Below are 22,330 nucleotides of genomic sequence, written 5' to 3' on the forward strand. Positions count from 1 at the left end.
TCTGCATGAAAGAGCAACCGGTTACAATTACATACATAATTTTGATTAACATGCTCCCACATCATGATCGGGAGGAATGAGCCAGTGAAGAAAGACGATATGAAACAGCCAGTGAACGACTCTTCAAAAGATCAGCAGCTTGAGCAATACAGGTCCGCACACGTTGGGGAAGCGTTGACAACGAATCAGGGTTTGCGTGTATCTGAAGACGAGCATTCCTTGAAAGCGGGGGTCCGCGGACCGACTTTGATGGAGGATTTTCATTTTAGGGAAAAAATGACGCATTTTGATCATGAGCGAATTCCTGAACGTATTGTACATGCCAGGGGATATGCGGCACATGGGTTTTTCCAGGTTTACGAACCAATGGCTGAATTCACGAAAGCGAAGTTCCTTCAGGATCCTAGTGTGAAAACGCCGGTATTTGTGCGCTTTTCAACAGTAGCAGGTTCACGAGGATCTGGTGATACAGTCCGGGATGTCCGCGGTTTTTCAACTAAATTTTATACAGAAGAAGGCAATTACGACCTTGTCGGAAACAATATCCCTGTATTCTTCATTCAGGATGCGATCAAGTTTCCAGACTTAATACATGCAGTCAAGCCAGAGCCGCATAATGAAATCCCGCAGGCGGCGTCAGCACATGATACATTTTGGGATTTTATTGCGAATAACACCGAATCTGCCCACATGATCATGTGGCACACTTCAGACAGGGCCATTCCCCGCAGCTACCGGATGATGGAAGGGTTCGGGGTGCATACATTCAGGTTCGTGAATGAGCAGGGCAAGGCCCGTTTTGTGAAATTCCACTGGAAACCGGTGCTTGGCGTTCATTCATTGGTATGGGATGAAGCGCAAAAAATAGCCGGGAAGGATCCGGATTTTCACCGCCGTGATCTTTTTGAAGCAATTGAAAAAGGGGATTATCCAGAGTATGAGCTGGGCGTTCAGATGATTGAGGAGGAAGATGAGTTCAAATTTGATTTTGATGTATTGGATCCTACAAAACTCTGGCCGGAAGAATTAGTCCCTGTCAAGATCATTGGGAAAATGACGCTGAATCAGAATCCAACGAATTACTTTGCTGAAACGGAGCAGGTGGCATTCCATCCGGGACATGTCGTACCGGGCATTGATTTTTCAAATGATCCGCTTCTTCAAGGACGATTGTTCTCCTATACCGATACACAGCTGAGCCGCCTTGGCGGACCGAATTTCCATGAGCTGCCGATTAACAGACCAGTTTGCCCGTTTCATAATAACCAGCGTGACGGCATGCATCGGATGACGATCGACCGCGGCCAGGTTGCTTATAATAAGAACTCGCTGCAGGGGAATTCTCCAAAGCCTGTGCCTGCAAGTGAAGGTGGATATGAACATTATCAGGAAAAAATGGAAGGCAGAAAGGTTCGCGAACGCAGCGACAGCTTCAAGGACCATTATTCCCAGGCCATTCTTTTCTGGAACAGCATGTCTGAGGTTGAGAAGCAGCACATAATTGACGCCTTCAGCTTTGAGGTTGGAAAAGTGATGAGCAAGGATATCCAGCAGCAGGTTGTTGACATGCTTGGCAATATCGACACATTCCTTGCAGAACAGGTTGCCATCAGTGTAGGGGCAAAGAAACCAGCGAGCAGCAAACCGATGGAAGTAACGCTTTCATCACCAGCGTTGAGCCAGATGAATACAGTTAAACTGCCGAATACGAGGAAGGTCGCCATTCTTGCCGACAATGGCTTTAACGGCGCTGAGGTAACGGGCTTGATGGAAATGCTGAAAAAGAGCGGCATTACAGCCGAAATCATCAGCAAAAACCTTGGAATGATCAAGAGCGATGACGGCAATGAGCTGGAGGTGAATCATACGCTGCTGACAAGCAGTTCAGTGCTATACGATGCCATTTATGTAGCTGGAGGACAGCAAAGCGTTGACAGCCTGATGCAGAAAAAGGAAGCAGTATCATTCATCGACGAGGCCTACAGCCACTTCAAAGCAGTCGGCGCAGGGAAGGAAGCAGCTGAAATGCTTGCGGCAGCAGGAATTACCCTTGAGAGCGGAGCACCGGGTGTGGTCGTGTTCAATAGCGGTAAAGAAGTAACAGGCGACAGCCAGAAGTTTATCGACGCCATCATCCAGCACCGCCACTGGAACCGGAAGATGTAGTCCCAGTCCAGTCCAGCCAAAAAGAAAAGGCAATAAGAACCAAAAAAAGAGAAACGGATCACATCTGTTTCTCTTTTTTCAAAATTCAACACTTTAAAGCGCTGGGGGTCAGACCCCCAGAACAGTAACGCGTTGAAGCGGCGGGGGTCTGACCCCCAGCGCGGTGATGCGGTGAAGGGGAGGGTTATTGATGAGGGTTATTGTTTTTGGGGCGCATAGTGCTGTTGGCGAATTTGTGATTAGTAAGCTTCGGGATAATGGATATAGATCCTGTGCGGTGGTTGGGAATGAAAATCAAATTGAACTGCTTAAAAAGCGAGGCGCAACGGATGTGGTTGTGTATGAAGAGAGCTCCCTCCAGAGCTTATTCCAGGGTTATGATGCAGCGATTTTCCTTACTGGCATCAGTCCGAAAGCGCAGACTGGCAAAACAGTGATGGTGGACCATCAATCCGTCATTGACACAGTTAAGGAAGCAGAAAGACAGGGTGTAGAGCGCTTTGTAATGATGAGTCCAATTAGCGCAAACGAGTCTGTCGGTGATGAAAGCCGGGAAATTGGAGCAAAGGAAATGCCGGATGAGTTTCTAAGGCAGTCGACCCTGACATATACTGTTGTGCAGCCCGGTGCATTGAATGATAAACCAGGAGCGGGAAAAATCTCTGCCGCCGTCACGCTCGAATCTAATACTCTTGAAATTCCAAAGGAGGATTTAGCCGAGGTGCTGGTTTCAGCGCTGGATTCCGAGAGTACCTTTAACAAAACGTTTGAGGTTGGTGAAGGAGATACAGCTATTCAAAAAGCACTTGCTTCAATATAAAAGCGGATAATCAACAGACAAGGGTAACGAAGTAGAATGTAAAAAAAGAGATGCTTACAACTGAAAGTAGTCATTTGAAAGGAGGATTTCAATGGACTTGACTGATTATCTAGTAATAGGATTGTTTGTTTTCATCGCATTGATCATCATCGTACCAATCCTGCTATTTATCTATCTATATTTTAAAGACGACAGGCAGAAGCAGCATTCCATTCTAAGGAATTTCCCTGTGATTGGGAAGGTCCGCTATTTTACCGAGCATATAGGACCGGAAATGAGGCAGTATCTGTTTAATGCTGACAACGAAGGCAAGCCGTTTTCGAGGAAGGAATATCAAGATGTCGTCAAAGCAGGGAAATATAAGGAAAGATTAATAGGGTTCGGTTCTCTTCGCGATTTTGATGCGGAAGGCTTTTACATTCGGAACACCCTTTTTCCAAAGCTGACGGATGAAATGAAGGTCGACAATGCAGATAAAATCAAAACGAGAGTGTATAAGATTGATAACGAATCCCTTTTTTCCCGAAAAGAACATAGCGAGGAAAAACTAGTAGATCCCTATTATCTGAAAGATGAAGACGTTGTCGTGCTAGGGGAAAAAACATGCCACCATCCCTTCAGGGTAAAAGGACTGGTCGGCCAGTCGGCAATGAGTTATGGTGCACTTGGCGAAAGAGCTATCCAGGCGCTTTCAAAGGGGCTCGGCCTTGCTGGAGGAACGTGGATGAATACCGGTGAAGGCGGTTTATCAGACCACCATCTCTCTGGAAATCCGGATATCATTATGCAAATCGGGCCGGATCTATTCGGCGTCCGTAAACCGAGTGGTGAATTTTCCTGGGAAGAATTCAAGCGAAAAAGCGAGCTTCCTCAAATAAAAGCATTCGAAATCAAGCTTGCCCAGGGTGCCAAGACACGCGGCGGGCATGTTGAGGGGGAAAAGGTAACGGAAGAAATCGCAAAGATACGTCTCGTTGAGGTCGGGAAGACGATCAACAGTCCAAACCGTTTCTACGAATTTGGTGATGTCCCATCGATGTTTAATTTTATCGAACAGCTTCGCGACATAGGAGGTAAGCCTGTTGGCATGAAGATTGTGGTCGGTGATTTGGATGCGCTTGAAAATATGATTTCTTATATGAAGGAAAGCGGAAAAGGCCCCGATTTCATTACCGTAGATGGAGGTGAAGGAGGAACAGGAGCAACTTATCAGGAACTGGCCGATTCAGTGGGACTGCCCATCCACTCCGCTCTGCCAATTGTAGATGAAATGCTAAAAGCTTATGGTGTCAGAGACAGGGTGAAGCTGATTGCGTCCGGGAAGTTGATCACTCCAGATAAAATTGCGATCGCACTCGCGATGGGGGCAGACCTTGTGAATATTGCGCGAGGCCTGATGATAAGCGTCGGCTGCATCATGGCCCAGGTATGCCACACGAATAAATGTCCGGCTGGAGTAGCGACGACCGATAAAAAGCTTCAGGACGGCCTGATTGTCGAAGAAAAACATTTCCGTGTCTGCAACTATATCATCTCAATTAGAGAAGGGCTGTACAATCTGGCTGCCGCTGCTGGCATAGACAGCCCAACCCAGTTCGAACGGAAACACATTGTCCATAAAGACAAACTAGGCAGGATATCCCCAGTTGAAGACATCCTCCATGCTGCAAGACGGACACAGCTGCAAAAAGAAGGATAAAAAAGTGCCTGCTCTTAATGGGGGCAGGCACCTTGCTTTTACTGGGTAAAATGACTATGAGAACTGCAAGTACTCAATCACATTCCCGAATGGATCGCGGAAGCTGATGAATTTTCCCGGAGGGCAGTCTGTAGGTACTCCGACAAGCAAATCAACCTTAGCAGCTTTTAGCTGTTCCAGTGCCTGTTCAATATCATCGGTTTTTAATGCCAGCACGACACCAGAAGGATGGCTGTCGGTTTTATATGGAACTTTATCCGATTCCTCCAGGACGAGAGGAAGGTCTCCATTAACGAGGGTGGCAATCTTCGGTCCATACTGTTTGTTTACTTCAAAGTTTAATACCTGGGTATAGAATTCAATGGCTTCCTGCATATTCGGGACATAAATACTGATGACACATACCTGGCTCATAATTCATCTCCTTAAAATTTGAATGTACAGTAATGAATTCTATTAAATGGAAAAAAATCCTTTATATTTTTAAGATTGGCCACCCTCTACTCCATAATCCGAAACCCCCTTGTCTTGCACATTCAAATTTCCGGGTCTAACACTCTCTCCGCTACAATAAGAATCAAAAAGGGGGAGGTTCCATGGTCAAAATTTACGGAATTACCTTTGTCATTTTCCTCATTCTTGATAGTGTCTGGCTGGCGATTATTTCTCCAGGGCTGTATCAGGACCAGATTGGCCATTTGCTTGCGGCACAGGTGAATTGGGCTGCGGCGGTTCTCTTTTATTTATTGTTCATTGGTGGCCTGGTGGTCTTTGCTGTAAAGCCTTCTTTGCAGCAGGATAGCTGGAAGTCTGCACTAAAGACTGGGGCGTTCTTCGGCCTTGTCTGCTATGCGACGTATGACTTAACAAACCAGGCAACGATGCGTGAGTGGCCTGTGATGATTACAGTAATCGATTTATTATGGGGAACGTTCATATGCGGAATGACCACAGCCATCAGCTTTTTCACGATAAAGAAGTTATCAAAATAAAGAAGCCTGCCCATTATCTTCAAATGGGCAGGCCTTTCTAATTATAAATTCAATTTCTTCGGAAACCACGGAATAAAAAGATTTGTTTCCTGCTTATACACTTGATAATCCGTGTTGCCAGCATATCTTTTATCTAAAAATGGAACGCCCGACACTTTTAGCAGCAATAAATTGATGAAGGCCGCGCTGAAAAATGCAGTCCAGCCGTTTTGCACCCCGAGGACAATCAGGAAGAGTCCCCACCACATGGCTGCTTCGCCGAAATAATTCGGATGCCTGCTGTATCTCCATAAGCCGGATTTCAAAATTTCTTCTTTATGCTTTTTCTGCTTTTTGAATCGTTCAAGCTGATAATCGCCAATGCTCTGGAAAAGGAAGCCAATCACCCAGACAATCATGCCGACAACAGCAAAGACATCCATTTCCGCAGATTCAGCCACATTTACCAGAACGATCGGATAAGCAAGCAGCAGCATAATCGCTCCCTGCATCATGAAGACACGGAAGAAGGCAATCACGGTCGCATTCTTTCCCCATTGCTTCCGGAAATTAGCGTAACGGAAATCCTCGCCTCTGCCAATGGATCTTATAAGCAGGTGAAGGAATAATCTTATTCCCCATAAAGACACTAGTGTCAAAATGATGGATTGTCTTAAGGTGTGTGGTCCATCTGTGGAAAAATAACTGACAAAGGCAATGATGACAAAACCCAGCCCCCAGCCGATATCGACAATCGAATTATCCTTTTTAATCTGGGCGATGACAAACATTGTTACCATGAAGGTAAAAATAGCACCGATATTCAGTACGTATAAATCCCACATTTTTATTTGCTCCTTTCGTATTTTGGTTTGTTAAAAAGCATGGCTACGCTGACTGAGCCTTTGCCTGCATGTGCGCCAATAACAGGTGAAACGTTTGATGTATACAAAGGATGTTTGCCAGTCAAAGTAAGCATTTCCCTTTCACATAGTGCTGCTTTTTCAGGATCGTTTGCATGAAGAACCACGTACTGATCAATTATTTGAGTTTTATCCAAATGTCCGATCATGCGGAACATTTTTTTAAGATTGGAATTACGGAAAAAAGTTTTACCGAAAAGCTTAGATTTGCCATGCTTATCCACAGAAACAATCGGCTTCATTTTTAAAAGCGTCGCTATTTTTCCCTGAAGCGGAGTGACTCTCCCTCCGCGGATCATATGCTTTAGAGTAGGGACGCTGACCAAGATCTCGGTCTTTGCCGTCAAATCCTCAGTTAGCTTGATGAGCTCATCTAGGGTTGCACCTTTTTCAAGCTCTTCCGCAACGCGATGGATCAGAAGTCCGTAAGCCCCAGATAGAGTTTTCGTATTCAACACAGTGATTTTTTCAGGGTTCACCTGTGAGGCTGCAAGTTTGCAAGATTCATAGGTCCCACTTAGTTCTTTGGATACGTGGATCGATAAAATATGGTCATACTGCCCAGCTAGCTGTTCATACGTACGGATGATTTGCTCCAATCCAGGCTGCGAAGTTTTAGGAGCTTCTTCAGCGATATCCAATCTGTCATAAAAATTCTCTGGCTTCAGCGTCACTTTATCTAAATACGGAGACTGGTCCATTTCGATGGTGGCTGGTAAAAGAAAAATCTGATGCTGGTCCATGAAATCCTCGGGAAGGTCACAGGCTGAATCGATTACTATAGCGATGGACGATTTTCGCTCATGAAGGCTTTCGTATTGACGTTGCATGTCCTCAACCTTCTGGAAGGTCACAGTCCCAAAGTACGTCAGCATCTCTACCACCGTATGAGGCTCATTTGTATGCAGATGAATCTTCATCAGCTGCTCATCGCCTGCAATCACAACGGAATTCCCGAGCCTGGCGGCAGATTCCTTTATTTTAGTTGTATCCGAGCATCCTTGAATCATAAATTCTGTGCAATAACGAAAGGCAAGCATACTCTCTTTTGAGAAGGAATGATCTTCGAGCGAAAGCGAATGGATATTGTTATGAACAATTTCCATATCATCTTGTGGATGAACTAGTCCTTCCAGAAAATAAACAAATCCTTTCGCCCCGGAATCGACAACTTTCCTGCCGCTGACAGCTTCCATTTTTCCCATTGTGCTTTCAAGAGACTGATAGACATGGGGCAGGGATTGGCAGATCAAGGAAAGAATGCTGGACTGTGCGCCCGTGGTTTGTTTCATCGCTTGGATCCATTCCCTCATGACCGTTAACACGGTGCCTTCTTCGGGGGCCATGACGGAATCATAGGTTTTGTCTGCAGCTGTTTCACACATCAAAATGAAGTCATGCGTGCTAGCAATTGTGCTATTCGACATACTATTTGCAATGTGGATAAAAAACTGAGAAAAAATCATCCCGGAATTTCCGCGTGAGCCTCTTAGAGCAGCCTGCTTCAATGATGTCATTGCTTCCGAGGCATCATCGCTGATATATGTATCCTGTAAAATCGTCCGCATCAAGTGTGACAGATTGCTGCCCGTATCACCATCAGGAACAGGGAAGACGTTGATCGTATTCAGTTCATCACGATGTTCAATCACTCTTCTGGATCCTGAAAAAATCATGTTCAAAAACATTTTGTGATCAAGCATATTCGTTTAGCCTCCAAGTTAGTTGTACATAACTTATACATATGTTATACAAAAGGAGGTTATTTGTAAAAAATGAATGTGCCGGCTGAGGTTGAATCTTTTCAAAGTCATGCGAAGCATAAATTTTTCTATTTCGAACAGATGTGAAATAATAGGTGTATGTTCGTTTACAGGGGGTATTGGCTTGACACGGAAAACCGCTTTGATTGCTGGCTCGACTGGTTTGATTGGAAGAGAATTGCTTCAAGATCTTTTAGATGGAAAAGAATATGATAATGTCGTTGCGATTGTAAGAAGGCCGCTGGGGATACAGCATCGAAAGCTTGAGGAGAAGATCGTGGATTTTGACAAACTTGGTGAAGATAACGATATTTTTGCCGTTGATGACGTGTTCTGCTGTCTAGGCACAACGATAAAAAAAGCGAAAACAAAAGAAGCGATGTGGAAAATTGATGTGGATTATCCAGTGGCTATTGCAAAATTGGCCAGTTCAAAGGGAGCAAAGAAATTTCTGCTGGTCAGCTCAATGAATGCCGATCCGCATTCCCAGATTTTCTATTCTAAAATGAAGGGCAGGCTGGAGGAGAAAATCAAAAAAATTCCGTTTGAGTCTGTAGCCATCTTCAGGCCATCGCTTCTTCTGGGAGAGCGTCAGGAATTCAGGCTCGGAGAAAGAACAGCTGCAGCCATTTTTACGAAGGTTTCCTTCCTTTTTGCCGGCCCGTTCAAAAAATATAAAGCGATAGAGGGTAAAACCGTTGCTTCGGCGATGTACAAGGCTGCTCAGCAGGCCAAATCCGGGATTACGGTTTACCCGTCAGAACAAATACAAGAATTAGGAAGCTGAATTAGATGATAAAAGTTCTTTTGTTTATAGGTATTCTTTTATTAATCGTATATTCTGTGCTGAATTATTATCCGTCGTTTGGCGGCCGGTACTCCAGGCAGAAAAGAGCGGAATATAGCAGATCTCCTCAATACAGAAACGGGAAGTTTGTTAATCAGGTGCCAACCTCATGGGACACCAGTTTTGGCTCCATGCTTTCGATGATGAAGGATTTTATAAAAGGGAATCCCGACAGGAAGCCTAAAACTCATATCCCTATGGTGACTTTCACTCATGATCCAACGACGGATGCAAAGATCACTTGGTTTGGGCACTCGGCCTTCCTCTTGGAAATCGAAGGGAAGTCCATTTTGTTTGACCCCATGTTCGGCAAAGCACCAACACCTTTTCCAATCAGGAATCAGCGCTACAGCGGCAAGCTGCCTTTCGAAATCGAGGAGCTGCCATTAATTGATGCGGTGTTCCTGACTCATGACCATTATGATCACCTCGATTATGGCTCAATCATGAAGCTGAAAGGGAAGGTAAAAAGGTTCTTTACACCTCTGGGAGTGGGCAGTCATTTGAAGCGCTGGGGGATCTCTCCGGAAATCATCAGCGAACATGATTGGTGGAGCGAATTTGAGTTTGATGGGATTCAGTTTGCCTGCACACCGGCCCGCCATTTTTCCGGCCGAGGGCTTACAAATCGAGACTCAACGCTATGGTGCTCATGGGTCATCATCGGCCAGAATACAAAAGTCTATTTTAGCGGCGATGGCGGCTACGGTCCTCATTTTAAGGAGATTGGCAAAAAATATGGATCTTTCGATGTGACCTTAATGGAATGCGGACAATACGACGCACGCTGGGCCGCCATCCATATGCTTCCGGAAGAAACGGTCCAGGCCCATCTCGATGTAAAAGGAAAAGTATTGATTCCTGTTCACTGGGGCGCCTTTACCTTATCGCTTCATTCCTGGCATGATCCGGTGGAGAGGGCTGTCAGGGCAGCAGAAGAATCTGGAGTGGAGATTGCTACACCAAGGATTGGGGAGACAGTCACTGTTGGCTCTAAAAGTTATCCCAATTCAGCCTGGTGGCACTTGGCAGGGGAGGTGGAGTGAATTTACGCTATCCTGTTATTTGTTATAGCCGGCCTGGCGGAAATTGGCGGCGGCTATCTTGTCTGGCTGTGGCTTCGTGAAGGGAAGCCATATTGGTATGGGCTTTTAGGCAGTGGAATCTTGGTTCTGTACGGAATCATACCCACGCTTCAAAAGTTTCCGACTTTCGGAAGAGTTTATGCTGCCTATGGAGGAGTTTTTATCATCCTGTCTGTACTCTGGGGTTGGGGAATTGATAAAAAATCTCCAGATTTATATGACTGGCTGGGAGCAGCAATATGTATTGTTGGTGTTTCAGTCATGCTGTGGGCACCGAGAAATTAGAAAAGCCATGTGAGCAATCACATGGCTTTTACGTACTTCAAAAATAAGAGAGAACATGCACTTCGAGAAAGGTCCAGCTCCTATCCCCTCGAGACGCTTCGGTCCTGCCAATGAAGTCAAAGAACGACTTCACTGTCAGGTCCTCCAGCGCTTGTCGGGGCTGACCAAGGCGCTTACGCTTTTCTAATTACCGTTGGCTGTATCAGCACATCCTCTTTATTTGGAAAGTTCTTTTCGATATGCTGCTCGCCCCAGGCACAAAGGGAGTCGAGAATCTCTTTTAATGTCCAGCCATATTCTGTAAGAGAGTATTCAACCTTTGGCGGGACCTGGTTGTAGACCTCACGAAGAATGACATTATCCTCCTCAAGCTCACGCAATTGCTGCGTGAGCATTTTTTGCGTGATTCCCGGCATTAATTTTTTCAGTTCACTTGTGCGCTTTTTTCCATGAATCAAATGGCAAAGGATGACGACCTTCCATTTGCCTCCGATTACCTCAAGCGCAGCCTCGACTGGAATATTGTATTTTTTCATGACGGCTTATGCCTCCTTTACTTTTATATAGTGCATAAGTGACGGTGATTCGTTACTTTTTAGTGCCTATCGTACTTTAAAGTGTGTACTTCCTTATTATAAAAAATTGATCCATAATAGGTTTCTGTTGGGAAGAGCCAGTTGATTAGGCCTATTATACAACTACCATACAAAAAGTTATATAGGGCACTTTTTGGTACCTATATTACCTGCAGGTATCTGCGGCACTTCAAAGTGCGTACTTCTCAACTTCCTCGGTATGCATCATAATAGCATTCATGTTGGCAAACGGTGAAAGGCGCCTTCACCAGCCATCTTGTAAAATTAGATTTTATCTTTAGGAGGATTGCTTATAATGAGTTCAAATATACAACAAACAAAAAGTAAGGGTGGAACGCTGTCGCTTTTAGCATTGGCAATCAGTGCGTTTGGCATTGGGACAACCGAATTTGTCCCTGTAGGATTACTTTCCACTATAGCAGATGATTTAAATATCTCGATTACATTAGCTGGATTATTGATTTCCGGCTATGCGATGGGCGTTGCGTTTGGAGCGCCGATCTTAACAGCATTAACCAATAAAATGAGCCGTAAAACATTGCTTATGGCGTTAATGGTCATTTTTATCATTGGTAATTCCATTGCCGCTGTATCCACAAGCTTTGGGCTGCTGCTGGCTGCAAGGATCATAACGGCTTTTTCACATGGTGTCTTCTTTTCAATCGGGTCAACAATCGCTGCAGACCTTGTTCCTGAGAATAAAAGGGCGAGTGCAATCGCCTTTATGTTCACCGGCTTGACTGTCGCAACGGTAACAGGTGTGCCGCTTGGAACGTTCATTGGCCAGATGTTTGGCTGGAGAGCTACATTCGGTGGTGTGGCATTGTTAGGGGCAGTGGGAATCATTGCGAGTGCCATTTTAATCCCAAAAAATATTAAAGATGCACCACCTTCAAAATTCAGTGATCAAATGAAGATTTTGCGTAATGGACCATTATTGCTGGCTTTTGCGATTACAGCGCTTGGATATGGCGGAACGTTTGTCGCATTCACTTATCTTACACCGATCCTTCAGGAGATCACCGGCTTCTCACCAAAAGTGGTGAGCGTCATCTTATTGGTATACGGAATTGCCGTTGCCATCGGAAATTCAATCGGCGGGAAAGCAGCGGATAAAAATCCGTTAAAAGCGTTATTGTGGATGTTTATCGTCCAGGCCATCATCCTTGTTGTGCTTACTTTTACCGCTCCGTTTAAAATTGTTGGAGTCGTGACGATTTTTTTGCTCGGGATGTTCGCGTTCATGAATGTACCTGGATTACAGGTGCTGGTCGTGAAATTGGCTGAACGATATGTGCCTGCAGCCGTCAATGTAGCATCCGCTTTGAATATCGCTGCCTTTAACCTCGGCATTGCCATCGGTGCTTTTGTCGGCGGAATCGTTGTTGATACAATTGGGTTGATCCATACACCATGGATTGGCGGTGCAATGGTATTGGGAGCAGTTCTTTTGACAATGTGGAGCATGGCAATTGAAAAAAAGAGAAAATAGGTTTGGAGAGATGGCTGCCCAAAAGTTGGGCAGTCATCTTTTTAAAAAAAATGGAGGCATTCCATGTTACATATTGGTCTGAAAAAATTCTTATTGATGGAGTGATAGGAACTCACGGACTGCAGTATAGGAATAGGCTAAAGTAAAATATATGTAAAGATGAAACGATTCTCTTTTAAACAGAATCGTTTTTTCTATGTCGTCTGTAACCCAGTCAGGAGTATTTTTGGTACTAGGCTTCCAGTTTGGTAGGTAAATTGTTCAGGTTGGGAAATTTCTTTCGAAAATAAACTGCATCAATAGAATCATTTTTCGCAAAATTTACATTTTCATCATATTTCGACAACTTTTTTACATTATGATTATCTTGGATTTATATTTGAGGAGGTAGTCAAAGTTGAAGAAATTGAGTTCTGTTTTACCAGCAATTATCTTATTATTTTCAACTCTTTCCCCGTCTTTCCTGACAAGTGCTCCCACGGTGGATGCAGCTGGAACCACTAATGTGGTGATCAGTGAAATAGCCTGGATGGGAACAAGCAAAAGCTACAGCGATGAATGGATTGAGCTTTACAATAATTCGGGAACCGATGTCATTCTAGATGGCTGGCAGCTGAATGCAGCGGACGGTGCTCCGGCTATTACGCTCAGTGGCACGATTCCAGCTAATGGCTATTTTTTACTCGAAAAAACGGATGATCAATCCGTATCGAATATTCCTGCTGACCTAATATACAGCGGTTCTCTGGGAAACGATGCCGAGGATCTTAAGCTGATCGATCCAAGTGGCGCGGTAATGGATGAAGTTGATACATGGTATGCAGGTGACAATACTGCAAAAGCCACAATGGAACGAATCGATCCGAATGTGGCAGGGATGTCCTCGACAAACTGGGCAAGTGCAACTGCAAGCTATGCTGATGGACTAGGAACTCCAAAGGCGTTCAACTCAACCGGTACGGATGGCAGCGGCTCAGTGGAAGATCCTGGCGGCGGTACAACGACACCTCCTCCAACAAATAATGTTTGTGATGATCGTACACAGCATATTAACAATGTCTCTGAAGCTGAAGGCGCAATGAATGTTTATTTTAACAAATGTGCATTCCCTCAATATGCTTCAGCTGGAAATGAAGCGAACTATAACGTGAATTTTGAAGATATTTTAATTAAGCGGCTTAACTCAGCAACAAAGAGCATCGATTTTGCTACATATGAAATCAATCTGCCGCGTGTGGTGGATACCTTGATCCAGAAAGCAGCCCAGGGAGTAGACGTTCGTGTCATCGCCGATTCAAAGGATGCAGCGGACCCGCATTATGCAGAGCGTTTTGAGACGATGCGTCTTCATCTGGAAAAGATGGTCCGTGGAAAGGATATGAAAATCGGAACAGCTGATGATATCGTCGTATTCTCTGATTCACCAATGTTTGCGGTAGAAGACAGCGCAAAAAGAACGAGCCTTGGACTTCCGGCAAGTGCTGATGATATTGCACAAGTTACGGTCACAGTTGGAACGACTGCTGAAACAGGCCGCCTATTCGTAAATGCGGAATCAAAAGCAGCAGGCAGCTATTTTGGCCCTGGGAACCAGATGCATAATAAATTTGCGGTTATTGATGACCGCTGGGTTTTCACGGGTACATGGAATTTTACCGTGACCGGGTTATATGGCACTGATGAAAATATGCAGCAGGGCATCCTTGATGGCAACCAGAATCAGATTGTGGAAATCAACTGGCCGCAGTTGGCTGGAATTTATGAAACGGAATTCAATGAGATGTGGGGAACAAGCGCGCTGAACCCTGATCCAGTAGTATCGAACTTCAGCAGCCGAAAAACGGATAACACTACACATGTGATTGATATTAATGGAAAAAAAGTTGAGATTTATTTCTCTGCAGGAGATAACGCAGTTGGCAAAATGGCAGATGTGATTCGCGACGAAGCGCAATTCAATACATACTTCACTATTTTCGCCTGGAGTGATCAGAAGATTGCTGATGAATTAAAGAACAAGTGGGAAGGGTCTTACAACGACCTGGAAGGAACATTAACTGGATTCGATGTGAAAGGCCTGTTTGATTCAGATTTCTTTAATCAATGGTGGTCTGCAAGTGTCGATATGACAGGAAGAACGGCTTCGCAAACGAGTGTTAACAATCCTAATACACGCTGGAAGAATCCTGCACCAGTGTACGCCGATGCAGAAGTGCGCAAGCTTCACAGCAAGACCATGCTGATTGACGTTGATACAAACAGTGATCCTACAACAATCGTCGGCTCAACAAACTGGAGCAACAACGGCAACAACGTCAACGACGAAAACATGCTCATCATCCATGATGCAGCCATCACCAACCAATTCGTCCAAGAATTCAACGCCCGCTACACCCAGGCAGGCGGAACCATCCAATAAATATAAAATTAAACATAAAATTAAAAATTAATGATAGGAGCCAGGCCCAAAGGGCCTGGCTCCTATCTGCTTTATCACACCACCGCGCCGGGGGTCGGATCCCCGGCGCATCAACGCATCACCGTACTGGGGGTCTGACCCCCAGTACGGTGATGCGTTAATTGATGTTAGTATTTCGCCTATTTAGCTTAGTGCTTCTGGTACTGGTGTGGCCGTACTCTTGCTTTTGTTGGCTTTTCTGCTCAACCAGCTGCGTTTGACGCTGCTTCTTGTGAAGATGCGGTAGACGGCTGGGATGAGCAGAAGGGTGATCAGGGTTGCAAAGCTCAAGCCGGCGATAATGGCCGTGGCCATTGGTGCCTGGTAATTGCCTGATCCTCCTGCGGCCAATGCTAATGGAAGCATGCCGCCTACTGTTGTCAAAGTGGTCATCAGGATAGGACGGATGCGGTTTTTGCCAGCTTCAACAAGTGCTTCCTGTACACTATAGCCTTCATTTCTAAGCTGGTTCGTGCGGTCAATCAGCAAGATTGCGTTGTTCAGGACGATTCCGATCAGCATGATGATGCCCATGCCTGACATCACGCTTAGTTCACGCTGCGTCAGGAACAATCCAAGAATAACTCCAACGATTGTCATTGGGATGACGGACATAACAATCAGCGGGTGTCCGAAGTGATTAAACTGGACAGCCATGACAAAGTATACGAGGAAGATGGATATAGCCAGTATCAAGATCATATCCTGCACCAATTCCTGCTGCGCCTCAAGGTCTCCAGCTGGAGAAATGCTATAGCCTGCAGGAACATCGTATCGATCCATCAGTTTCTGGACTTCGCGGTTGATCGCTCCGAGATCCTTTCCTTCAATATCAGCTGAAATCGAGACAAAGCGATCGCCATCTCTATGCGTGATTTGATTTGGGTTCTCTTCACTCTTCAGGGTAATGAACGACGATAATTTTTGTTCTCCACTTGAAGTAGGCACCTTCATGTTCAAAAGAGCCGAATTTGTGGCTGTCTTTTCGTCCCACTTCACTGTTAAAGGAACATTCTCCTCATCAATCTTCATTTCTCCTAACGGCATTTGTAAAAAGGCCTGCTCAATATATTGCTTGATTTGCATCTGGGATAAACCAGCTTTTTCCATTTCGGCTTCATTCAATTGTACGACCTGTTCAACTGAAGTTCGTTCAATTGAATTTTCGACACCGACAATCCCATCAATTTCTTTAAGCTCTTTTATGAATCCATCAGAAATGGATTGCAGTTCTTTAAAATCCTCACCAGTGATGTTCACCTGGACTGGGTACCCTCCGCCAGAGGACATCGCAGATTGGACGCTCTTAATCGGCAATTTTTCCTCAAGACTCCGCAAGGCTTTAAAGATTTCTTCATTCACCTCTTTTTGGTCCTTCGTAATATCGTCGCCTTTTGTCATGTTAATGATTGTGTACATCATGCTTCCATTATCCATGACATAATTGGTTTCGACGTCTGTGACCGCCTCCAGCGACCTGCTGATCTCTTTGACGATTTCTTCTTTGTCTTCAACTGTTAAACCGTTCTCCAGATTGACCATGATCTCAGCATAGCGGTTCATCATATCCGGCATGATGGTCATTGGGATTTTTGTCACCAGCAGCAGCGAGCCTGCGAACATGAGGAAAAATAACCCGATGACCGCAAAGCTGTAACGCTTTTTCTTGATTGTCCAAGAGACTGCACGGCTGTAAACACGAAGCAATGGGCCGTCCTTTTTGGCTTTGTCCTGCTTCTTCAGCTTTAAGAATTTCTCTGATAATGAAGGAATCAGGGTAAAAGCGACGATCACTGAGCTAATCAATGTAATGGCAACGACGGCGGACAGCATGATCATGAACTTGCCCATTTCGCCGCCAAGCAAGCCGATTGGAAGGAACACAACAATTGTTGTCAGCATGGATGCAATTACAGCTGCAGAAACTTCCTTTGTTCCTTCGATCACAGCATCAAAATTTGATAATCCAGTTTCTTTTTTTCGGTAAATGGATTCAAGAATAACAATCGATGAGTCCACCATCATCCCGATTCCAAGTCCAAGACCAATCAAAGTTAAAATGTTGAAGCTGTAGCCAAACATCCACATCGCTGCAAAAGTAAGCAATACAGATGTAGGAATCGACAAGCCCACAATCAATGTAGCGCGGATATTTTTCAAAAACAGCAGAAGGACGACAACCGCAATCGCTCCCCCGATCAGGATATTACTCGTCACTCCGTCGATCGATTCCTTTACGTAATCAGCTTGCGCCACCATTTCATTCAATTCAAAGCCTTTAACCAGATTATCTTCACGGATTTTCTTAATTTCAGCACGGACTGCTTCGGCCATCTCAATCTGAGTGGCATCCGATACACGGCCAACCTGGACGAAGACGAAATCCTTCGATCCATTTTTCCAAACAGAAGACGAGCTTTCAACTGGTTTTATTGAGACCTCTGCAAGATCAGCTAACTTAACAAAACCTGCCGCCGTCGGGATTTTTAGTTCTTTTACATCTTCAACCGAAGCCAGCTTTGTATCCCATCTTACTGAGGGTGAATTATTTTCATCACTTAACTGGCCAATAGTTGCTTCCGTATTTACCTGCTGGATGGCGTCGATTACTTGCTGGACATCCAGTCCCTTTTTCACAATCTCATCTCGGTTCAGTTCAATCGAAACCTCATGTTCAACAATCCCGCTTATAGAAACATCTCGAACTTCAGGTAAATCTTCTAACCTAGGTTCAAGAACATCCTTAGCAAAAGCAGTCATTTTCTCCATATCGGTACCAGAAACATCCATGAAAAATTCATAGCTCTGGCTTGTGCCATACTGCCCTGCTGCAACATCCTTCACTCCAGGAAGTTCAGCAGTAGAGGAATTGACGATCGATTCTACTTCCTTGAATAAGTCTTCCCCGCGTCCCCGCTCAAATGTCAGCTGGAAGGAGCTGCGGCCGATGCTGCTGGTCGTCTCGATATCTTCAACGCCCTCAAGACCAAGGATCTTTTTTTCGAGAGGGGTCGTTATGGTACGTTCAACTTCAATAGCAGGCATTTCACCGGCGTTGATTTCAACATATGCACCGTCCATTTCCATGGAAGGAAGCAGCTCCTTATCGAGTTTAAAAACTGCAAAGCTGCCAATCAACAAAACTAATACAACCATTAAACTGATCAAGATTTTTCTTTGCACAATAAATTTTAATAATCCCATAAAATCCTCCTGATATTATCGTGAAATAGGAATGTAAAAAAATTCTAATTTATGCATTCGAAACCCTGGAACGAAAATCAACAGGTATATAACAGAGCCAAGAATATGAATACCTACGCAAGTAATGGACCACAGGTTAAAATTAGATTTATTTAACATTCCTTTAAGATGTTTCCATTTTATCCCTAGAAAGGAAGTTTCATAATGAGCCAGAGACAGATTTTCGTATAAGACTTAAGGCTTAGAAGGAATAGGTATATAAATCGAGAATATATAGTCTTCCATAAAAAAAATTTGAGGTGATTTTATGTTTGACCAATCTCCGTTTGAGTGCCGGGTGGAGTGGGGAAGGCGAGGGGCGCGTGAAGCTGCAGAACGTGGGGACATTGTCATTGTTGTAGATGTCCTTAGTTTTTCCTCAACGGTTGTTTCAGCTTTGAATGTCGGGGCAGTAATCTATCCTTATCCTCCAGACCTTGATGGGAAAAGTTATGCCGAAAGCGTTGGTGCTGAATATATTTTAGGCAGGGCTGAAGCAGCACGGGCTGGGAAGCCTACATTGTCTCCAGTAACCTTCAACAATGACCATCGAAATAACAGTTATGTATTATCGTCGCTTAATGGTGCCTATTGTACCTGGATCGCTTCAAAGGTTCCGGCTCTGCTGATCGGCTCATTGCTCAATGCCTCAGCTGTCGCGTCGGCAGCTAATAAAATAAAACAAGTGTCAGGAGCGGCAATCACGGTCGTGCCAAGCGGTGAAATGTGGAATGATGTAAGGGAAAATGAAGACAGGCTGCGGCCTTCCATCGAGGATTACCTGGGAGCAGGAGCCATTCTCTCCAAATTGGAAGGTGAAAAATCGCCTGAAGCTCAAGTTTGTATTGCTGCCTTTAATGGGACGAAGGAAAAATTATCTCAGCTTATCTGGGATTGCGGCAGCGGACGAGAATTGCGCGAACGTGGTTATGAGAACGATGTCCTCCACTGCGCAAGACTGGATATAACAGAAGCAGTTCCTATTTTAGCAGATGCCCACTTCAAAGCATGGACCATTGATAAATAAAAGAACCTCTAAAATTCATAGGAATACAAGGAGTTTGGGATTATAATAGGTTTTAAAATCAGAACAGGAGTGGACAGCTTGGATCATAGTTTAATTGAAGCTCGTATATTCGAATGGTTCGACCATTTTCATACATATCCAGAGGTAAGCTGGAAGGAATTTAAAACAACAGAGAAGATAGCTGAAATCCTTGATGAGTTAGGAGTCCCGTATAAAAGGTTCGACGATGTGACAGGATTGGTGGCCGAGGTTGGAACAGGTGAGGAAGTCATTGCCGTCAGGGCTGATATTGATGCTTTGTGGCAGGAAGTGAATGGTGTATGGAAGGCAAACCATTCCTGCGGACATGACGCTAATATGTCGATGGTGCTCGGAGCAATGCTCTATATAATGGAAAAAAAGCCATCTAAGAGAATCCGGTTTATTTTCCAGCCAGCAGAAGAAAAGGGCAATGGAGCTATTTCGATGATCGAGCGCGGTGCCATTCAGGATGTCACCCATTTGTTCGGCGTCCATCTTCGTCCTGTGGAAGAACTCCCATTAGGCAAGGTTGCTCCGTCCATCCATCATGGCGCAGGCACCTTCCTTGAAGGCAAAGTTATCGGAGTCGATGCCCATGGGGCGAGGCCGCATCAAGGAAAAAATGCAATCGACGTAATCGTTGCCCTGCAGCAGATGTTGAAATCAATCTATGTTTCGCCATTCGAGCCTCATTCTGCTAAACTGACGAAAATCATCGCAGGCGGGGATAATTTAAATATCATACCAGGCAATGCTGAGTTTGCGATTGACGTGAGAGCCCAGAAAAATCATGTATTGCAGCAGCTGCAAGAATCAATAGAAGAAAAACTGTTAGGACTGCAAAAGCTTTACGGAGTCGAAATCTTATGGAACTGGCTCGATTTAGCTCCTGGTGCAGAAGTGTCATCTGAAGCAGAAGCGATTGCTGCTGAGGGAATTATTGAATCCATAGGAAAGGACTCTCTTGCAGCTCCTGTCGTTACATCAGGCAGTGATGATTTTCATTATTATACAGTGAAGCAGCCGGAATTGAAGGCAACAATGATTGGAGTAGGAGCAAATCTTGCACCAGGCCTCCACCACCCAAAAATGAGTTTTGATCATTCCGCTCTTAACATAGGAGCGAAGGTGCTGGCGGAAACGATTTTAAGAGCGTAGATCGGGAAAGAGGCAGAAACTGTTGGTGAATCCGAAGAACATCAGAAAATAATAAGAGCTTAACTCCGGGGACCATGCAGAAAATGAAGTGAATAAGTCGTGAAGCTGGTTAAGATCTTAATTCCCAGAGCAGAGGGGACCGAATGTACAGATCGGCCTAATAAAACGAGTATCTGGCTGTTGCAGTTGGAATCACCAAATAAGAAATAGTGCCTGGCAAAGCCGCCAGGCACTATTTTACGTTAATTTTTTTATATTAAAATTGTCCTCAAGCAAAGTCCAATTCTGCGGGAATGGATAGCCCAAAACCCAGTAGCTTACTCCTCGAAGGTTGTATTGTTTGATGGTATCAAATTTTGCCTGGGCACTTCGGGCATCCTCGAACCAGACTTCGTGTCCTCGGCCTTGTTCATCTGTATAGCGGAAGAAAGGCGATGCAGCAGCTGAATCATATTGAATCGCTGCGCCGTATTTGATCGCTCGGCTGACAGCTTCCTGAGGGCTGTATGTTTCTGCTTCCTGGCCTTCAACGTGAGGGATGACCCAGTCACGGGCGTACAGCTGGAAGCCCATCAGGATTTTGTTCCTTGGGATGACAGTAACAGCGTAGTCAAGTACACGGGTGATTTCGTTCAATGGTGAAACGGCACGCGGCGGTCCGAAGCGATAGCCCCATTCATACGTCATCAGCACGACGAAGTCTGCAATTCTGCCATGGGCTTGATAATCATGAGCTTCATATAACAGTCCCTTCTGGTCAGCGCTGATTTTTGGCGCTAGAGATGTTGACACGAAATACCCTTCCTTATGCAGGGCATTTACGGCTGCCTGAAGGAATGAATTGTAAAGCTCGCGGTCAGCAGCCAATACATTTTCGAAATCAATATTCAAACCGCGATAGCCTTTTTCACGCATGACGGAAAGAATATTGTCCAGAAGCTTCCCGCGGTGCTCTTCGCTAGCGAGTACTTCATGTGCAATGTTATGCCCTGTTTCGGTGGCGGTAAAATTGGTGATCGACATCATCGGCAATGCTCCTTTTGCAAGTCCTGTCTGGATGGCATCGGTGTCATCCTTCATATACAGGACGAGCGAACCGTCCGGCTGAATGACATAGGCAAAAGGCGCAATGTAGGTCAACAGGTCGGCCACTTCACCGACATACTCCACCGCTTTTTCATCGGAATGGTAGGTGAAGGCGTTCGATTCAATCGTTGGCTTCGGCCTCGGGATGATGAGGATCGTTCCTGGATACAGTACGTTTGGATTCTGAATTTGATTGGCCCTGATGATCGATTGAACCGTAACACCATAGCGCTGGCCAATCTGCCAGAGCGCCTCCCCAGATTGTACAGTGTGCCGGATTGCGGGAATCCGCAGCACGGTACCTGGATAAATTAGTGCTGGATTGGTGATCCCATTCGCCCTGACGATCGCGTCAGCCGTCGTGCCGTAACGCTTTGCGATTGACCAAAGCGCTTCTCCCGATCTGACCGTATGGTATACATCATATGATGGAATGATCAAGGCCTGGCCAACGACCAGTTGATTTGGGTTTTCCAATCCGTTGATTTCTGTAATTTGCGTGATGGTCACTTGATAACGGCTCGCAATCTGCCATAATGACTCTCCTCTTTGGACAACATGAATGAACATAATGAACCTCCCCTGGGAAAAAGTCCTACAATAAGGTATGAGGGAAAAATAAATTATATGTTGGGAGGAGCCCGTTTATTAGCGTTCTTTTCTTTAAAGGATGCAGCATTTTATAAAAGA

General features: G+C 45.0%; 17 protein-coding genes. 11 read left to right on the forward strand and 6 right to left on the reverse strand.

Annotated elements, in window-relative coordinates; translation table 11 throughout:
- Positions 1 to 99: 99 nt before the first annotated feature.
- The 3 genes from AABM38_RS04545 to AABM38_RS04555 all read left to right on the forward strand — a co-directional run bounded on the left by AABM38_RS04545 (position 100) and on the right by AABM38_RS04555 (position 4,685).
- Positions 100 to 2,166 carry a catalase gene (locus AABM38_RS04545; RefSeq protein ID WP_423410653.1) on the forward strand — a complete coding sequence of 689 codons (2,067 nt, stop codon included), beginning with the start codon at positions 100 to 102 and terminating at the stop codon, positions 2,164 to 2,166.
- Between the two features lie 190 nt (positions 2,167 to 2,356).
- Complete coding sequence (locus AABM38_RS04550; RefSeq protein WP_423409337.1) at positions 2,357 to 2,986, forward strand: NAD(P)H-binding protein; 630 nt, start codon at positions 2,357 to 2,359, stop codon at positions 2,984 to 2,986.
- A 91-nt stretch (positions 2,987 to 3,077) separates the two neighbouring features.
- A complete protein-coding gene (locus AABM38_RS04555; protein ID WP_423409338.1) occupies positions 3,078 to 4,685 on the forward strand; it encodes an FMN-binding glutamate synthase family protein in 1,608 nt (535 codons plus the stop codon).
- A 54-nt stretch (positions 4,686 to 4,739) separates the two neighbouring features.
- Here the strand turns inward: AABM38_RS04555 and AABM38_RS04560 are convergent, their stop codons facing one another.
- On the reverse strand, positions 4,740 to 5,099 hold the full coding sequence (locus tag AABM38_RS04560; RefSeq protein WP_423409339.1) for a VOC family protein: 360 nt from the start codon (positions 5,097 to 5,099) through the stop codon (positions 4,740 to 4,742).
- Between the two features lie 182 nt (positions 5,100 to 5,281).
- Here AABM38_RS04560 and AABM38_RS04565 point away from each other — a divergent pair, with 182 nt between their 5' ends.
- Entirely contained in the window at positions 5,282 to 5,677 is a 396-nt protein-coding gene (locus tag AABM38_RS04565) for a DUF2177 family protein (protein ID WP_423409340.1), read from the forward strand.
- 41 nt (positions 5,678 to 5,718) lie between these two features.
- Here AABM38_RS04565 and AABM38_RS04570 read toward each other — a convergent pair whose 3' ends face one another.
- A complete protein-coding gene (locus AABM38_RS04570; RefSeq protein WP_423409341.1) occupies positions 5,719 to 6,501 on the reverse strand; it encodes a DUF1295 domain-containing protein in 783 nt (260 codons plus the stop codon).
- 2 nt (positions 6,502 to 6,503) lie between these two features.
- Positions 6,504 to 8,282 (reverse strand): DegV family protein, encoded by a 1,779-nt coding sequence (locus AABM38_RS04575; RefSeq protein WP_423409342.1) that lies wholly within the window; start codon positions 8,280 to 8,282, stop codon positions 6,504 to 6,506.
- A 184-nt stretch (positions 8,283 to 8,466) separates the two neighbouring features.
- Between AABM38_RS04575 and AABM38_RS04580 the strand changes: the two genes are divergently transcribed.
- The 3 genes from AABM38_RS04580 to AABM38_RS04590 all read left to right on the forward strand — a co-directional run bounded on the left by AABM38_RS04580 (position 8,467) and on the right by AABM38_RS04590 (position 10,559).
- Entirely contained in the window at positions 8,467 to 9,129 is a 663-nt protein-coding gene (locus AABM38_RS04580; protein WP_423409343.1) for an oxidoreductase, read from the forward strand.
- A gap of 191 nt (positions 9,130 to 9,320) precedes the next feature.
- Positions 9,321 to 10,235: an MBL fold metallo-hydrolase gene (locus AABM38_RS04585; RefSeq protein WP_423410654.1), complete on the forward strand. Its 915-nt coding sequence runs from the start codon at positions 9,321 to 9,323 to the stop codon at positions 10,233 to 10,235.
- A complete protein-coding gene (locus tag AABM38_RS04590; RefSeq protein WP_423410655.1) occupies positions 10,236 to 10,559 on the forward strand; it encodes a YnfA family protein in 324 nt (107 codons plus the stop codon).
- Between the two features lie 173 nt (positions 10,560 to 10,732).
- Here the strand turns inward: AABM38_RS04590 and AABM38_RS04595 are convergent, their stop codons facing one another.
- The gene (locus AABM38_RS04595) at positions 10,733 to 11,095 is read right to left on the reverse strand and encodes a winged helix-turn-helix transcriptional regulator (protein WP_423409344.1); all 363 of its coding nucleotides are present in this window, start codon (positions 11,093 to 11,095) and stop codon (positions 10,733 to 10,735) included.
- Between the two features lie 355 nt (positions 11,096 to 11,450).
- On the opposite strand from AABM38_RS04595, the gene AABM38_RS04600 reads away from it, so the two are divergent.
- A complete protein-coding gene (locus AABM38_RS04600) occupies positions 11,451 to 12,647 on the forward strand; it encodes an MFS transporter (RefSeq protein WP_423409345.1) in 1,197 nt (398 codons plus the stop codon).
- A gap of 397 nt (positions 12,648 to 13,044) precedes the next feature.
- Positions 13,045 to 15,066: a phospholipase D-like domain-containing protein gene (locus tag AABM38_RS04605; protein ID WP_423409346.1), complete on the forward strand. Its 2,022-nt coding sequence runs from the start codon at positions 13,045 to 13,047 to the stop codon at positions 15,064 to 15,066.
- A gap of 183 nt (positions 15,067 to 15,249) precedes the next feature.
- Here the strand turns inward: AABM38_RS04605 and AABM38_RS04610 are convergent, their stop codons facing one another.
- Complete coding sequence (locus tag AABM38_RS04610; RefSeq protein ID WP_423409347.1) at positions 15,250 to 18,309, reverse strand: efflux RND transporter permease subunit; 3,060 nt, start codon at positions 18,307 to 18,309, stop codon at positions 15,250 to 15,252.
- Positions 18,310 to 18,616: 307 nt separating this feature from the next.
- Here AABM38_RS04610 and AABM38_RS04615 point away from each other — a divergent pair, with 307 nt between their 5' ends.
- Positions 18,617 to 19,375 carry a 2-phosphosulfolactate phosphatase gene (locus AABM38_RS04615; protein ID WP_423409348.1) on the forward strand — a complete coding sequence of 253 codons (759 nt, stop codon included), beginning with the start codon at positions 18,617 to 18,619 and terminating at the stop codon, positions 19,373 to 19,375.
- A 78-nt stretch (positions 19,376 to 19,453) separates the two neighbouring features.
- Positions 19,454 to 20,554, forward strand: a complete 1,101-nt coding sequence (locus AABM38_RS04620; RefSeq protein WP_423409349.1) for an amidohydrolase — start codon at positions 19,454 to 19,456, stop codon at positions 20,552 to 20,554.
- A 237-nt stretch (positions 20,555 to 20,791) separates the two neighbouring features.
- Here the strand turns inward: AABM38_RS04620 and AABM38_RS04625 are convergent, their stop codons facing one another.
- Positions 20,792 to 22,210, reverse strand: a complete 1,419-nt coding sequence (locus AABM38_RS04625) for a LysM peptidoglycan-binding domain-containing protein (RefSeq protein WP_423409350.1) — start codon at positions 22,208 to 22,210, stop codon at positions 20,792 to 20,794.
- Positions 22,211 to 22,330 lie beyond the last annotated feature (120 nt).

The organism is Heyndrickxia sp. MSNUG (assembly GCF_049532715.1).
Classification (GTDB): domain Bacteria; phylum Bacillota; class Bacilli; order Bacillales; family Cytobacillaceae; genus Mesobacillus.

What these genes read in the sequence shown, in the direction of transcription:
- AABM38_RS04545 (WP_423410653.1), top strand. Translation starts at nt 100, where the DNA reads ATGAAACAGCCAGTGAACGACTCTTCAAAAGATCAGCAGCTTGAGCAA.
- AABM38_RS04550 (WP_423409337.1), top strand. Translation starts at nt 2,357, where the DNA reads ATGAGGGTTATTGTTTTTGGGGCGCATAGTGCTGTTGGCGAATTTGTG.
- AABM38_RS04555 (WP_423409338.1), top strand. Translation starts at nt 3,078, where the DNA reads ATGGACTTGACTGATTATCTAGTAATAGGATTGTTTGTTTTCATCGCA.
- AABM38_RS04560 (WP_423409339.1), bottom strand. Translation starts at nt 5,099, where the DNA reads ATGAGCCAGGTATGTGTCATCAGTATTTATGTCCCGAATATGCAGGAA.
- AABM38_RS04565 (WP_423409340.1), top strand. Translation starts at nt 5,282, where the DNA reads ATGGTCAAAATTTACGGAATTACCTTTGTCATTTTCCTCATTCTTGAT.
- AABM38_RS04570 (WP_423409341.1), bottom strand. Translation starts at nt 6,501, where the DNA reads ATGTGGGATTTATACGTACTGAATATCGGTGCTATTTTTACCTTCATG.
- AABM38_RS04575 (WP_423409342.1), bottom strand. Translation starts at nt 8,282, where the DNA reads ATGCTTGATCACAAAATGTTTTTGAACATGATTTTTTCAGGATCCAGA.
- AABM38_RS04585 (WP_423410654.1), top strand. Translation starts at nt 9,321, where the DNA reads ATGCTTTCGATGATGAAGGATTTTATAAAAGGGAATCCCGACAGGAAG.
- AABM38_RS04595 (WP_423409344.1), bottom strand. Translation starts at nt 11,095, where the DNA reads ATGAAAAAATACAATATTCCAGTCGAGGCTGCGCTTGAGGTAATCGGA.
- AABM38_RS04600 (WP_423409345.1), top strand. Translation starts at nt 11,451, where the DNA reads ATGAGTTCAAATATACAACAAACAAAAAGTAAGGGTGGAACGCTGTCG.
- AABM38_RS04610 (WP_423409347.1), bottom strand. Translation starts at nt 18,309, where the DNA reads ATGGGATTATTAAAATTTATTGTGCAAAGAAAAATCTTGATCAGTTTA.
- AABM38_RS04615 (WP_423409348.1), top strand. Translation starts at nt 18,617, where the DNA reads ATGTTTGACCAATCTCCGTTTGAGTGCCGGGTGGAGTGGGGAAGGCGA.
- AABM38_RS04625 (WP_423409350.1), bottom strand. Translation starts at nt 22,210, where the DNA reads ATGTTCATTCATGTTGTCCAAAGAGGAGAGTCATTATGGCAGATTGCG.